The sequence below is a fragment of the Schlesneria sp. genome, from assembly GCF_036405755.1.
Classification (GTDB): domain Bacteria; phylum Planctomycetota; class Planctomycetia; order Planctomycetales; family Planctomycetaceae; genus Schlesneria; species Schlesneria sphaerica.
Genome location: NZ_DASWWZ010000382.1, coordinates 1 through 13,945, shown reverse-complemented (window position 1 = coordinate 13,945; position 13,945 = coordinate 1). Strand labels below are relative to the sequence as shown.

At 56.3% G+C, this 13,945-nt stretch carries 9 protein-coding genes and 1 pseudogene; 9 read left to right on the top strand and 1 reads right to left on the bottom strand.

Features of this window, described 5'->3' with window-relative positions; genetic code table 11:
* Window positions 1-223: 223 nt before the first annotated feature.
* A complete protein-coding gene (locus VGE80_RS13285) occupies window positions 224-979 on the top strand; it encodes a hypothetical protein (protein ID WP_373652670.1) in 756 nt (251 codons plus the stop codon).
* A gap of 267 nt (window positions 980-1,246) precedes the next feature.
* Here the strand turns inward: VGE80_RS13285 and VGE80_RS13280 are convergent, their stop codons facing one another.
* The gene (locus tag VGE80_RS13280; RefSeq protein WP_373652671.1) at window positions 1,247-2,470 is read right to left on the bottom strand and encodes a ribonuclease D; all 1,224 of its coding nucleotides are present in this window, start codon (window positions 2,468-2,470) and stop codon (window positions 1,247-1,249) included.
* A gap of 372 nt (window positions 2,471-2,842) precedes the next feature.
* Here VGE80_RS13280 and malQ point away from each other — a divergent pair, with 372 nt between their 5' ends.
* The 8 genes and pseudogenes from malQ to VGE80_RS13240 all read left to right on the top strand — a co-directional run.
* Window positions 2,843-4,390 (top strand): 4-alpha-glucanotransferase, encoded by a 1,548-nt coding sequence (gene malQ / locus VGE80_RS13275; protein WP_373652672.1) that lies wholly within the window; start codon window positions 2,843-2,845, stop codon window positions 4,388-4,390.
* A 539-nt stretch (window positions 4,391-4,929) separates the two neighbouring features.
* The gene (locus VGE80_RS13270; protein ID WP_373652673.1) at window positions 4,930-6,327 is read left to right on the top strand and encodes a hypothetical protein; all 1,398 of its coding nucleotides are present in this window, start codon (window positions 4,930-4,932) and stop codon (window positions 6,325-6,327) included.
* Between the two features lie 372 nt (window positions 6,328-6,699).
* Window positions 6,700-7,200: a VOC family protein gene (locus VGE80_RS13265; protein ID WP_440593008.1), complete on the top strand. Its 501-nt coding sequence runs from the start codon at window positions 6,700-6,702 to the stop codon at window positions 7,198-7,200.
* Window positions 7,201-8,796: 1,596 nt separating this feature from the next.
* The gene (locus VGE80_RS13260) at window positions 8,797-9,327 is read left to right on the top strand and encodes a PEP-CTERM sorting domain-containing protein (RefSeq protein ID WP_373652675.1); all 531 of its coding nucleotides are present in this window, start codon (window positions 8,797-8,799) and stop codon (window positions 9,325-9,327) included.
* 548 nt (window positions 9,328-9,875) lie between these two features.
* Window positions 9,876-11,306 carry a cardiolipin synthase gene (gene cls / locus VGE80_RS13255; RefSeq protein WP_373652676.1) on the top strand — a complete coding sequence of 477 codons (1,431 nt, stop codon included), beginning with the start codon at window positions 9,876-9,878 and terminating at the stop codon, window positions 11,304-11,306.
* 201 nt (window positions 11,307-11,507) lie between these two features.
* Entirely contained in the window at window positions 11,508-12,560 is a 1,053-nt protein-coding gene (locus tag VGE80_RS13250; protein WP_440593007.1) for a type II secretion system F family protein, read from the top strand.
* Between the two features lie 210 nt (window positions 12,561-12,770).
* A complete protein-coding gene (locus VGE80_RS13245) occupies window positions 12,771-13,277 on the top strand; it encodes an acetolactate synthase (RefSeq protein ID WP_397569562.1) in 507 nt (168 codons plus the stop codon).
* Between the two features lie 463 nt (window positions 13,278-13,740).
* Window positions 13,741-13,945, top strand: a pseudogene (locus tag VGE80_RS13240) (hypothetical protein); the annotation flags it as partial.

The window sequence follows — 13,945 nt, the reverse complement described above, 5'->3', positions numbered from 1 at the left end:
CCTGAACTGATTCCCGATAAAATTTCAGCATCAGGAAGCATCACAGCGCAGAACGGAGTTTCGGCCGACGGAGCACGATGAAAGGAATCGAGACTGACCGAAATAGATGTTGACCGTGCCACAGAAGCGGTCCTATTGTAATTTTTTGAGAATCGACGGGTGCGAATCGACGGGGCAGTCCGGTGAGTTCAGCCCAGTTCCTTTTAGCAGGACAGATGCAGGCATGAAGACTCTTTTCATTCAGTTGGCGTGCGCGCATTTGGTCGCTGTGGGGTTGATCCTGTCATTGTCCTCGACCGCCAGCGCACAGGCCCTGCGCGGTGGCGAAGTCCGATTTCCCGCTGTCATCTCGGGTGAAGAAAGGACGTCACAGACCGAACTTTGGGCCATGGACGTCTATCTGAAGCCGATGCGGCTGATTCCTGTCGAACTGACCGACCCGATCACGGGGAATAAGAAGCTCGAATACGTCTGGTACATCGTCTACCGGGCGTTCCCTCATAAATTCGAAGAACTGACAGGGGATAATGCTCCCGTTAACGTTCTCGATCCCCCTGTCGCACCACAGTTGTTCATCCCCGAATTCACGCTGGTCGTCACAGACAATGACCGCAAGGAAGTCTTCCCCGACCAGGTAATCCCTGAAGCTCTCGCTGCCATCAACAAGCGGGAAAAAGGGCGTTACAAGAGTGCCGTCGATGTCGTCGGACCGATTCCTGACGCCTCGCAGACGGACGGCAGTGACCAGTATGCAATCGAAGGAGTCGCCATGTGGCGCGGAATCGACCCGGACGCAGACCGATACACAGTCTTCATGACCGGGTTCACGAATAGTATCCGCAAAGTCGAAGGCCCCGGGGGCAAGCCGATCATCCAGACGAAGACGATCATGCAGAAATACTGGCGTCGCGGAGACCGCTACGATCAACGCGAACCCGAAATTTCGCTCGATGGCGACATGCAGTGGATCTATCGCTAGTCGCACAGGTCACCAGACTGACCTGAGGAAGTGTCTCGCCATCATCGGTGCGCGGCCTCATCAGGTCAGCCGGATGAGACTGGCCCACAATCCACTCGTCTGAATTTATGCCCCGTCTTAAATCCGCGAAGAATGCGATTCTCTCCAGCGGTGCAGGAACTGAGAGCAGCCTCAGCGGCGAACGGTGATCGCCGGCAACTCATCGTCCGAGACGAGATGGCGACTCGGTTGGTACCTGCAGTCTGAACGGGGGACGCAATCGCGTCCTCACTTCTTTGGCGGGACGGACGGTGATGACGAGGAGACTTCGTCCCGACGTTCAAAGACCAGCGGGTGATCCGATTGAGGATCCGCAACTCGCAGCGCGATCTTCCCCGCCAGGACGTCGGTTAAAAGGTCACCACAGACCTCCGCTCGCCACCCCTGCGTCAGTCGAGGGGGCCCACCATCCCGCTCATTGTAGACGTGCCATCGCACCAGATGTCTGAGATCGGCAGTCTTGCCCACCAGCCCCATTGCGACGTTCAGTTCAGCGCACCGGTTCGCGAGCGCCAGTCCCAGCAGTTGGCCGACGACCTGTTCGTCATGCGACTTGTCTTCGTCGAGTGATTTGGGAAGTTGAGGAAGATCTTCTTTGGGCAGTGCCATTCCTGCTGCGACACAATCCAGCAGAGTAGGGGCCGCCCGTTTATATTCCGGCCGGTTCATGTCGCGAACAGCGAGAAGATCGGCTTCGCTGGTCGGTCGTCGTTTTGCCAGTTCAATGACCAGATCGTCCCTGAGCATCTTCCGCATTGGCCGGTCTTTGGCCGCAGCTTCGTTCTCGCGCCAGCGATACACCTCACGAGCAACCGCCAGTTCACGTGGAGTCAATCGATGCAGACCGGGAAGACGCTGCCAGCTGTCCGGCGACCGCTCCGCAGCGATCTCGTCAATCATCCGCTGGATCTCTGCTTCTGCCCACGGCAGTCGCTTCATTTTCTGCAACGATGTCCGCTGACGGTCATAGATTTCAAGAATGTGCTGCACGTCATCGAGAGCGTACTCGAGCTGGGTTGCCGAGAGGGGTCGCCTGCGCCAGTCAGTCCGCGTCTCCCGCCCTTGGGCCGTTCGGCCCAGAATTCGCTTCACCAGCGCTTCGTATCCCAAAGGGAAACTGCGCGAGCGAAGTCCCTCGGCGATCTGAACGTCCCATAACTTCCGGGGAGGCAAGTCAGCATAAGTGAAACAAAACCGGACTTCCTCACGTCCCCCGTGAATGATGACGGTCGTTTTGTCGTCCGCCATCATCTCCCACCAGCGCCTGTGATCGACTTCGTACGGATCGACTGCAACGCAGCGCTCCTTGGTCGCAAACTGAAGCAGGCAGAGTTCTGGACGGTACGTGTGCTCCGAAACGAACTCCGTGTCAAACGCAACCAATCCCGACTCGCGGATGTGATCGCAGAGGTCATCGAATGCAGACTGCTTGGTAATCAGTGTCGATGTCATGGGACAGATTGCTATGGCTGGAGATACGGAACGCCTCAATTCTTTACAGGGCAACGAGTTCTATGTTGGCAAGGTTTGTGATGACTCGCAAGCGTTCAGATGTTCAACTTACTCCTGTAAGATTTTTACACATTCCGACAATCGGATGAACACTGCCGCAATCGGGCTTCCCTTCTGACGTTTTCGATGTCAGGATGCCCCTTGGCAGCAGTCGTCCACGCTGATTTTTGGCGACTCAAACCCTTGCTGTATGAGGCCATGGAATTCGGATTTCCACCGAAATTTGTTCGTGCATGATACGTGTGGATGGTCTTCCCCCTGGCACCATCCTTGAATCCGCACATCAGGGAAGATTTTATCGGATGATCAACTATGCTTCAGGAACGAGCCAGCGGCGTCCTTCTTCACCCGACTTCATTTCCCACACGTTATGGCATCGGTGATCTGGGCCCCAGCGCCTACCACTTCATTGACTGGCTGGCGGGAGCTGAGCAGCGCTACTGGCAGGTCCTGCCACTCTGTCCCACGGACATGGGTGACTCGCCCTACCAGTCCCCCTCATCGTTCGCCGGTAATCCACTCCTGATCAGCCCGGACCTGCTGGCGCGGGATGGCCTCCTCAACGAAAACGATCTGGCGAGCGCACTGCTGCCCGAGGTGGAGACAGCTCCCCACGTCGACTTTCAGCGAAGTGCCCTGCTGAAGAATCAACTGCTCAGCACCGCCGTCCTGAACTTCAGAAATCTCTCGCCCGCTCATGAACTGCATCAGGAATTCGCCGAGTTCAAAAAACAGCATCACAGTTGGGTCGACAATCATGCTCGGTTCATGGCGCTGCGCGATGTGAACCGAAACAGGCCGTGGCGGCAGTGGACGGAGTATGTCACCGCACCTGGTCAGCCCGTCATGCCCGAACTGGAAGTTCGCTTCGAATACGCGCTGCTTCTGCAGTTCTTCTTCTTCCGACAGTGGCATCAGCTTCGACAGTATGCCCGAGAACGGAATATCCAGATTATCGGAGACATCCCGATCTATGTCTCGCACGATAGCGTGGATGTCTGGGCCCACCAATCTCTGTTCCAACTGGATGAACATGGTGATCCCACTCGAGTCGCAGGAGTTCCTCCCGATTACTTCGCCGCCACAGGACAACTGTGGAATAATCCCCTCTACAACTGGGACGCGATGGAGCAGGATGGGTTTCGCTGGTGGATCCATCGCCTGGAAACGGCGCTTCAGTTCGTCGACCTGGTGCGCCTGGACCATTTTCGGGGGTTCGAAGCGTACTGGTCCGTCGCGGCCGGTGAAGCGACGGCCATGAACGGGCATTGGGTTCCGGGTCCTCGGGGGAAACTGCTGACGGCGTTGTGCAATGTCCAAGGGGCCGACCCGGTCGCGAATGCTTCCACTTCGACGGCACCGATTATCGCCGAAGACCTGGGCATGATTACGGAAGAAGTCCATGCTCTGCGGAAAGAGTTTCACCTTCCCGGGATGAAGGTCCTGCAGTTCATGCTTCCGGGTGAGCCCTGGGACAATCATCGGCCGGAAGAGTTCGAGGCGAATTCCGTTGCCTATACCGGGACTCACGACAACGACACCACCCTTGGCTGGTTCCGCTCACACATCCTGCCGAACCCCGATCAACTGGAACGATTGAAGCAGTACACGCGCTGCGAGGAACACAATATTGCGTGGGAGTTCATCGAAATCGCCTGGCGCTCCGGCTCCCATCTTGCCATTGCCCCTCTTCAGGACCTCTTCTCAATGGGTTCCGAAGCAAGAATGAATACGCCCGGAACGAGCGGCCCCGGCTGCGACAACTGGCGCTGGAAATACAGCCCCGGCCTGCTGACCCGGGAAGTCCAGGAGCGGCTCGCGAACCTGACTCGATCGGCCAACCGCGCGATACACAAGTAACAGTGCCGGCGCACAGGGCTTGCGTGCCATCGGCGCGAGCCCTGTACTGCGCACTGGGCCATCGAATGATATCAGGCCCCATTCGGCTGCACGGTGCCTGGACAAGGTGATCTCCCTGGATTACCTGCCAACAGCGCCAACTTCTTCCTGGCGGTCGTGCCCAAGAGGTCGCGAAATCTCCTCCCGATCGCTCTTCGTGCCGACAATGACTCATCCTCGGAACCGAATCCCATCAGGTAAACGAATTCAGATACTTTCAGGAGTCCGTTCGTTGACATTCACGGGTGGCAGTATTAATTTGCGACCCCTCTCCATCTTGCTTGAACTATTACGCTCGCTAACCAAGCGAGAATATGCACATCCGTGTATTACCACCGGAACGTAAGAGCCACTTTTTCCGATCGTAAATCGCCTCGCTAACCCGTGCTGTTGACGTCACACCCATCGCAATTCGGCGACGTCGAGAATCCTGACTGGCCCGTCCATTCTGATACTGGCATCAACCTGACGCAGATGACCTGCGCGTGAGGGACTTCATCATGACGATCAACTTCCGCGTCTCCCTCGCTTGCTGCCTGGGACTTTCAGCCCTGCTGATGGCAGCGGCTACCCTCAGCGAACGGAGCAATGCCCGGGCGGCTCAAGATGATCAACCCTACGTTAATCAGCACTACCCTGACTTTGGTTTCCTCCCTTCGCCGCTCGAATACAAGGGGCGGGTCTTTACACTCAGCCAGCACTACCCAAAGACAGAGCCCCCTGCGTCCGAGCGACCTGACTTCCTGAAGATCGACTTTCAGAAGAACTGGCGCGATTACCTGCTGGCGGCACAAGATTACTGCTTCAAGGACAATGTCCTAGGTGGTGACGTCGCTGACGACTTCGATGCGGCGATCAAAGATCAGCCAACCTGGTTCCATGTTCCGTGGCAGCACTACGGACCCAACGGCCGGGAAGGGGTCCATGGTCTGACAAAAGAAGCCCCCGTCGCTCCTCAGCAATTGGCCATCAGCCAGAGCCACCAGGGAGGCCAGATGTACGCCGTGGCGATTTACAATCACTTCGGTGGTTATGTCATCGGCAAAGTCTGGGCAGACAAGGACAAGCCGAATGCTCACGATGTCCGCTTTCCCGTCGGAACCGTGGTCATGAAGGTGCTGTTTACGGATGTCCCTTCAACGGAAGTTCCATCGCTCGAGAACCCGCTGAAATGGAACGCCTACGTCACTGAAAACTACCTCGCGACGAATCGCGTGTTCAAGGAAATGACGCTGATTCAGATGGATCTGATGGTTCGTGATGAACGAGCACCCCATGGATGGGTTTTTGGAAACTACCAGTACAACGGAAAGATGAACAACGCGAACAAGTGGAAGAACCTGGTCCCGGTCGGCATTCAGTGGGGGAATGATCCAGACGTCACCGATGGGACGTGGGGCGGATACACGAACCCGATCCCCGTTGTCACCCGACGCAATCCACACCTGAAAGAGACGATCATCAATCCGGACGACAACGAACTGCCCCCCACGCATCTGGGATGGAACGGGCGGTTGAATGGTCCTGCAGACAACTATCTGAGCTCCTGCATGAGCTGCCATATGACGGCTCAATCCCCCACCAAGTCTCCCATCAGCCCCTTGTTTCAGCCGGCTGACAAAGTCCCCTCGGTGGGCTCAACTGGCTGGATGCGCTGGTTCCAGAACCTGAATTACGGCGAACGCTTTGATGCGGATAAACCGACATCCAGCATGGATTACAGCCTGCAACTCGCGTTGAGTCTCCAGAACTACTATCAGTGGAAGGATGCCGCTCATCGAACCATCGCGGCTCGCTATCGCGACGAACAGCTCAACCCGGTGGGAGAAGATGTCACCGAGGATTACGAAATCCTGCGATCTCAGCCCGTTGAACTGAACCAGATCAATCCGCGGTAATCCGATCTCCCCCGCAGCCAGCCCGTCCGTTTGCCATCGTCTGGCCCCCCACTCAAGTGAGAGGGGCTCCCATGTGTTGTGATCATCCAGCCGCCCCATCAGCACCCGTCCGTATTACGAGGATGAAGGGCCACGGACAGGGTGGAGACGCCCGTCGGCAGGTCAGCCTCCGCCGAGGCGCCTCTGGTGACACGAGTACGGCCAACACAAATCACTCCACTGCTTACGAAAGAGAAGGCTGTTGCGGATTCGCCCCACTGGCAGGGGCGACAGCGGATCGGGCATAATCTCAGGCAGAGATCGAAACGGTCTGATTCCCGTACCGGGTCATGAGGCAAGACAAACTCATGCCGAGGAAGTCAGGAGTGAACCATGTCCTCAAATGAGCCCCGCCAGCCGATTGATCCTCAAACGCGAATCGGCCATGTCCACCTGAAGGTCGCCGACCTGGAACGTTCGATCCGGTTTTACCATGGCGTCCTGGGGTTTGAAGTCACGCAACGATACGGGACTCAGGCGGCCTTCCTTTCCGCCGGCGGCTATCACCACCATATCGGACTGAATACCTGGGAAAGCCTCGCCGGCCCGACACCCCCGCCGGGAACGACCGGCCTGTATCACGTGGCGATTCTCTATCCCACCCGCAGAAGCCTGGCTGATGCACTCCAGCGACTCCGACGGGCAGGAATTGCCTTGGATGGTGCAAGCGATCACGGCGTCAGCCAGGCCCTTTACTTGCGCGATCCCGACGAAAATGGAATCGAACTTTACTGGGATCGTCCACAAGATCAGTGGCCACGCAATCCGATCGGCGAATTCGCGATGTTCACCCAGCGCCTGGACCTGGACGACCTGCTGCGGGAACTCGAATGATCTCCCCTGCTGTCGAACGTCGTTGACAGTGAGAAATCCCTTCCCAGACCAGACGAGCCACGCCCCCCTCTTCGGTCGTCCGCCACACTCCGCCGGTCAGCGCCTGTGAAATTTTCCAGCGAGGGAGTCGAGGCAATGGACGGTATACGGCACAACACGACTACATGCCTGCCTACATTTCGTATCTAATCAACATCGTATAGCAACACTGAATTAGGATTTCCCGGCACCGCATCCGCACCGAGATCTAACTTAAGCTTCTCTTAATCCTGCTTGACTACCTGTTACAGTTACTGCGGAGGAGTATTTCGCACGACAGAACCGAGTTATGCAGTCCCGAGAACCATGCAGGGCATCGCGAATTCATCAACATCCTCCAGACTCAATTCCCTTAGCGAGACACGTTAAGACGAGCCGGATGCCCCTCACTCAGACTGAGTTCCGCAAGTCTCCGATCGCCCTGCAGGGACTCGCTGAGACTACTCAGCAGACCAGCCGCGAAAACAGGGGAAGTGCCCAATATCCAGCCATTCCGCAATGCTCTCCCGACCACACATGTGAGAGTTTCACGCAGGAAACCTTCGGCGTGCGCGCAACTCCCGGAGGGGAACAGATACACGCACGGGAAATCAGATAGATCGTCCCGAGACATACGAACCGTCATAAGTTGAACGATGCCGGTGCGCGCTTCGGCAATGCTAGGTACTCCGGCTGTCACACGCTTCAGCAGCACCTACTAATCTACCCTCTGGCGACAGTCTCATTTATGAGAATCGCAAAAGCGGCGCGACCCTCACAATCAGAAACTGCTATTCCCCGGACGACTGTAAGTGGATATAAGATTTCCACGTCACGGAAAATTTCTTTCACTCTCCTCATATAACGATGAGTGATATCCGTGCCGGTCTTGTCTGAACGCTTGCGCACAGACTGCATTGATGCAGGGGGCTGCAACCCCGGAGAAGCGCAACAAGATCGAACAACCACTGTCTCGCGTCGCCGCAGACACGAGAGTCGCAGACGTTCTGAGCGACGCATTTTCTGAACGGGAGTCACTGGAAATCCGCATTTTTGATCGCTACAGTATCCGCGACCGGCACAATCGATACTTACAGCAAAGACAGAATCCGATTGTAGTTGCGTTTAGATACACAGTAAACGAATATTTGAATATGAGATTTGTGTTCATTTGTGCGCAGTGAACTTTTGCGGCAGCAAGACTGATGTGGCCTTCATCACAGCATGGCGCGCCTGACCGACTCGCACGACCCCCGATGGGTCGACGGGGCGAACGCCGCTGTCCTGATTGGTTGTCAGATATTCGGATTGTCTCGTTTCTCGACTGGGAAAGTTTTATTGCCGTGATCATTTCGGTTCGATTCAGCGGGATTCCTCCGCCGGTCGCAGTTCCACGCCTCGGCGTAAGAGGTCTCAATCGATGTCAGTCCACTCCCTCTGAACCCATCGCTCGGACTCAGGATGTGGGTTCCCTGTTTTGTCTTCTCGAATGAGTGTCTAGTTAAACGTAGAATAAGTGAGTACCGTCCCATGAGTATTTCCCGCCGATTCACACGTGCAGCCGTAATTCTGAGCTCGATGACATTCGTTTTGGTCCTGTTCGGACAACAGAGCAGCGTAGTGGCCGGAATTGTTCCCGATACTGTGGTCATCGATGAACCCTTGAAACTGGAAGTGACCTGGTACGGAAAAGGAATTCTGGACGATGGCAGCAACAATGATTCACTCGCAGTTCCTGTGCTGACCAACTGGTCGGTAGGGCCGAACCCAATCACTCTCACCTACCTGGGCGGTGGGGACGGCTGGTTCGGAAAGCTGACGGGTCAGCACACAACTGAACCTCACCCTGGCGAAGGAATGGGCCCGCTCGTCCAGTTTATGATCGCTTTCGATCAGCTCACCCCCACCTCAACCAGCACCACGAAATCCGTCCTTCACGGCACCCACACCGACGTCTACACTTTGACCTACACCTACAACCCCGCCACCGATACGGTTACATTCGACCTCAAGGCAGCACACGTGCCAGAACCAACAAGCTTTGCTCTGTTGGGGGTTGGCGCTTTGGGTCTTATCGGTGCACGATACCGTCGCAACAAAGCCAAGTGATGTAGAAGAACATGAGATGTTCGGGCAGCGACGCCTCGACCGTTGCCCGGAAACTCCCTCAAAAGTGGAATCAGGATGTCCACTCGTTTTCGCCGTGTGTGATTCAGCTTAACCGTGATCGCTCCGTCATCGATCACAGAAAGAACCCGCCTCGCCCAGCCTTCTCAACACGGCAGCCAGGGCGAGGAATCGTCTCCACAGGGTTCCCGAGACGTCGGAATCGTGCCTCGAATCGAGAGTTGTTCCGTCCGCCGCTCCCCGCCGCCGCTCCCCGCCGCCGCTCCCCGCCGCCGCTCTTGCCCACCTGAATACCCCCTCTACCTCTACAAAAATCGGGCAGGCCGCCACGGCTGATCTCAGCGACCGGCCCCAAAGCCGCAGGTTGACTTGCCTTCCGTTGCAGCGGGCATCGAATCCGCGCATCAAGGACTTCCGTTCAATCGAGGCGGGCACGTCGATGCCGGCAACGGACGGCGCGCCGCGAGAATGTCATTCGCCGCAGGAGTGCATCAGATGATTGATGCAACCAAATCGATTATGCTCGCCGCATGCAAACCGCTCTCGCGATAATTACGATCTTCGGATACGTCCTCACCCTCACACTGTTGCCGGTTGTTCTCCTCACCAAGAAGAAACAACCGGTCTCGACAGTGGCCTGGATGATGACAATCATCACCATGCCCTATGTGGGAGCGTTTCTGTTTGTCGTCTTTGGCATCAATCAGGTGGAACGACGCCTGCGCCGGAAACAGGCAGCCACGCGGTCCGTCACTCGGATCCTGCCTCAACTTTCACACCAGCATCATGTGCATCACGAACTGCTCGACGAAACTCAGCGGGAACTGAGGCGACTCGCAGAACGGATTTCAGGCAGCCGTGCGACGGTGGGTAATCGGGTGCAGTTGCTGACAAACGCACAGCAGGCATTCGATGAAATTGCGGAAGCAATCCTCGCCGCAGAATCGACAATTCATCTGGAATACTACATCTGGCGCCCCGACAAGCTGGGCACCCGATTGCGAGACCTGCTGATCTCCAAAGCGCAGCGCGGGGTGCGGGTCCGATTCCTTTACGACGGGATCGGCTCCAACCTTCTCACCTATCGCTTTCTCAAACCGATGCGAGATGCCGGAATTCAGGTTTTTTCCTTTGTCCCCGGCCGTTCACTTCGGGAACGGTGGTCGATCAACCTTCGCAATCACCGCAAGATCGTGATCGTCGACGGGCAGATCGGTTTCACCGGGGGGATGAATGTTGGTGACGAATACCTGGGACTCGATCCGTTCTATGGCAAGTGGCAGGACACGCATCTTCGACTGGAAGGTCCCACAGTCCTCCAACTGCAAGAGGTCTTCGCGATCGACTGGAAGTATGCCACAGGCGAAGTCCTGACGCACGATCGATATTTTCCGACGCCCGAACAGACCGGCAACATTGTGGCTCAGGTCGTCGCCAGTGGCCCTGATGAAGGGAGCGACGTTTTCCATAACCTGATGTTCGCCGCAATTAACTCTGCACGTCATCGAGTCACTCTGGCCACGTGCTACTTCGTCCCCACGCCATCCCTTGTCTCGGCCCTTGAGTCCGCTTCCCAGCGGGGGGTCCAGACGCGGGTTCTCATTTCAGGCCCGAAAACGTACTGGGCAACGCTGCAAGCCGCGCGGTCTAACTATGATTCACTTCTATTGGCCGGAGTCAAAATCTACGAATACCAGGCGGGGCAGTTCCACTCCAAGACACTCTCCATCGATGGCAATTGGTCACTTGTCGGGACCCCGAACTTCGATTCTCGCAGCCTCTATCTGAATTTTGAGGTCGGTGCGGTTCTTTACGACAGAAGTCTGGCCGAGCAAATCGAGCATCAATTCCACACCGACCTGGAATCAGCCATGGAAATCGAGCCCGACAAGTGGTTCGCCCGCCCGGTCTGGAACCGCCTTCAGGAAAACTTCTGCCGCATGTTCTCTCCCGTGCTTTAGACACGGCCCCGGGACCACAACGAATGCGGCCTCTCCGAACGCCTCCTCCTGGACGCGCCTGACGGATTGCCAGAGCCGGTCGTGTTCGATTCTCAGGACTTGGATCGATGTTGGTAGGACAGGCGAAATCGCTATGCTGATCCGTTGGGCGCCTCTCATAACCGGTCACTTGATCCGCGGCATTTCGCCAGGAAAAACTTCATGCTGTCATTCTGGTCTGAATCGACGTTACCACTGTCGAATCTGGCAACCTATTGCCGCTCTCTCTCCACAATGCTGAAATCGGGAGTGCCGATCCTCAAGTCATTCCGCGTTGCAGGAGAGAACTCACATTACCTGCGACTGCGATCCATCACGACCCGCATTGTAGATGAACTTCGCAAAGGATCGGATGTCTCGACAGCGATGGCAGAGCAGGGGAATGCGTTCCCGGAACTCATGATCGACATGGTCCGCGTCGCGGATCAAACAGGGTCATTGCCGGAAGTGCTGCTCGCCCTCGCGGATCACTATGACAATCTGATTCGATTGCGTCGTACGTTCCTGGGTGCGATTGCTTTGCCAATCCTGCAATTGCTGGCTGCCATTTTTATCGTGGCACTGCTGATCTGGATTCTGGGCATGATTGCGAGCAGTAACGGGTCCGAGCCCTTCGATGTTCTGGGTTTGGGATTAACGGGAACCGTGGGTGCTTTGACGTGGCTGGGAGGGTGTTTCGGAGTCGCGGCAGGGGGATTTTTCCTCTATATGTTTCTTTCCCAAGGCTTGAAAGGACGCACTTTTGTCCATTCGGCCTTACTAGGCATTCCCATCGTCGGTGACTGTTTTCGATCGTTCGCCCTGGCGCGCTTCTCGTGGGCCTTTGCTCTGACTCAGCAGGCGGGAATGCCGATTATTCCCAGCCTCGAAGCAAGTTTGAAAGCCACGGGAAATCAGGCCTTCGCCTCAGCAATCCCCATGGTCGCGGCCATGGTTTCTGCAGGAGAAGACCTCTCGTTCGCACTTAGCGAGACAAAGCTGTTTCCCAGGCAATATCTGGAACTCGTCCGTGTGGGTGAAGCAACCGGAACGGTTCCCGAGAAGCTGCAGGAACTAAGCCCCCAGCTTGAAGAACAGGCTCATCGCAGCCTCTTCGCGATGACAACCGTGCTCGCATGGTTCATCTGGGGAATGGTCGCCATGATCATAATCTTCTTTATTTTCCGGATTGCCATGATGTATATTGGCTTGCTGAATAATGCCTCGAACCTCTAGAGCGCAAGGCGCTCGAATCGCGTTTTCGGGTCACTCGTTTGGCTGCTTCGCGCTTTCAATTCGCTACTCAACCCAAGACGCAGATTGACCATTTACGGACATTTGCCGTAAATTGGGCGGTCGAGAGAATGGAGAGAGGACGCGCGAGCACGTGTGACCTGGCTACGGCCTGCTTTTGTCCTGGTCGAATCAAACTGATGGAGCGATGTGATGCCGCACGATTTTCAAGGGGGTGAAGGCGCCGGTACCGAGACGATGCGAGGCCGCGCCTGGCCCTGCCTGCGCCAGTTTTGCATTTTCCTTGAGAATCGCGTCGGCCGCTTGAATGATGTCATGCGTCAGCTCGAGTCCATCGACACCCGTGTCATGGCCCTCAGCATCGTCGATTCAGTCGACTTCGCCATGATTCGCCTGATGTTCGATAATGCCGACCGGGCTCGGGAAAAACTGGAGCTTTCTGGCTTTTTGTTCAGTGAGAGCGATGTCGTCGGTGTCGAGCTGCCTGAAGGGGACAAACCGTTTCACGCGGTCTGTTCTGCTCTCGTCAAAGCCGAAGTGAACATCCACCACGCCTATCCACTGCTGTACCGTCGGCACGGTCGCGGGGCGGTCGCCATGTTCGTCGACGATGTCGACCAGGCGGTGCATATTCTTCAGGACGCTGGCCACCGAATCGTCACAGAAAGCGATTTGCATGACGACGATGAATACCTGTAACGGCGGCGTGGAAAAAATTCATCACCTGACTGTCCGGTAGCGAAAGTTCTGGCCCGGCCGTCCAATTCGCCGATTTCATCGATCTGGTCGCGGAACCGGATGGTACTGAATCTACGGCCCGAAATCCGTCGATTCAACCGGCCGAACCCCTCTATTCTGCCCAGTTGAAGCCCCGTGCTCCGGCCAACTGGCTCATACCTCGAATCGATAACGAGGTCTACGTCAACTCTAACGTCCATACGGGTCGTTCCGCACACGGTCCGCATGATGCCGTTTGACATCACATTTTCTCGGCTTATATTCAATTTCGACGACGCGGATGCCGACGGCTGGCCACCCCAGCCCTCGACGTGCCACAGGGATTGAGGGCCGCATGTCCGCCGTTCACACCTCGAGGGGGGGTGTGAAAGACCGGCGATGAGAACTCCACTGCCTATTCCTGACAGAAGGGCGATGTTCGATCATGCGACTCTGTAATTACCTGAAAACAACAATATTTTTGTACACTGCGGGATCCGTCTTCGGTCTTGTCCACGCAGCAGACCAGGTCGCCGAAGGACGCTTCACCCGAACCCGAGCCGTCTCAACGGAAGATGGTCTGACGAGTGCAGTGGAGGAAGGCCTTGAACTTCGCTCGTCACGCCGCTGGGCCGAAGCGATTGAGTTCT

Bases quoted from the DNA above. Each gene is read 5' to 3' on its own strand.
- VGE80_RS13285 (WP_373652670.1), top strand. From the start codon at position 224: ATGAAGACTCTTTTCATTCAGTTGGCGTGCGCGCATTTGGTCGCTGTG.
- VGE80_RS13280 (WP_373652671.1), bottom strand. From the start codon at position 2,470: ATGACATCGACACTGATTACCAAGCAGTCTGCATTCGATGACCTCTGC.
- VGE80_RS13270 (WP_373652673.1), top strand. From the start codon at position 4,930: ATGACGATCAACTTCCGCGTCTCCCTCGCTTGCTGCCTGGGACTTTCA.
- VGE80_RS13250 (WP_440593007.1), top strand. From the start codon at position 11,508: ATGCTGTCATTCTGGTCTGAATCGACGTTACCACTGTCGAATCTGGCA.
- cls (WP_373652676.1), top strand. From the start codon at position 9,876: ATGCAAACCGCTCTCGCGATAATTACGATCTTCGGATACGTCCTCACC.
- VGE80_RS13260 (WP_373652675.1), top strand. From the start codon at position 8,797: ATGACATTCGTTTTGGTCCTGTTCGGACAACAGAGCAGCGTAGTGGCC.
- VGE80_RS13265 (WP_440593008.1), top strand. From the start codon at position 6,700: ATGTCCTCAAATGAGCCCCGCCAGCCGATTGATCCTCAAACGCGAATC.
- malQ (WP_373652672.1), top strand. From the start codon at position 2,843: ATGCTTCAGGAACGAGCCAGCGGCGTCCTTCTTCACCCGACTTCATTT.
- VGE80_RS13245 (WP_397569562.1), top strand. From the start codon at position 12,771: ATGCCGCACGATTTTCAAGGGGGTGAAGGCGCCGGTACCGAGACGATG.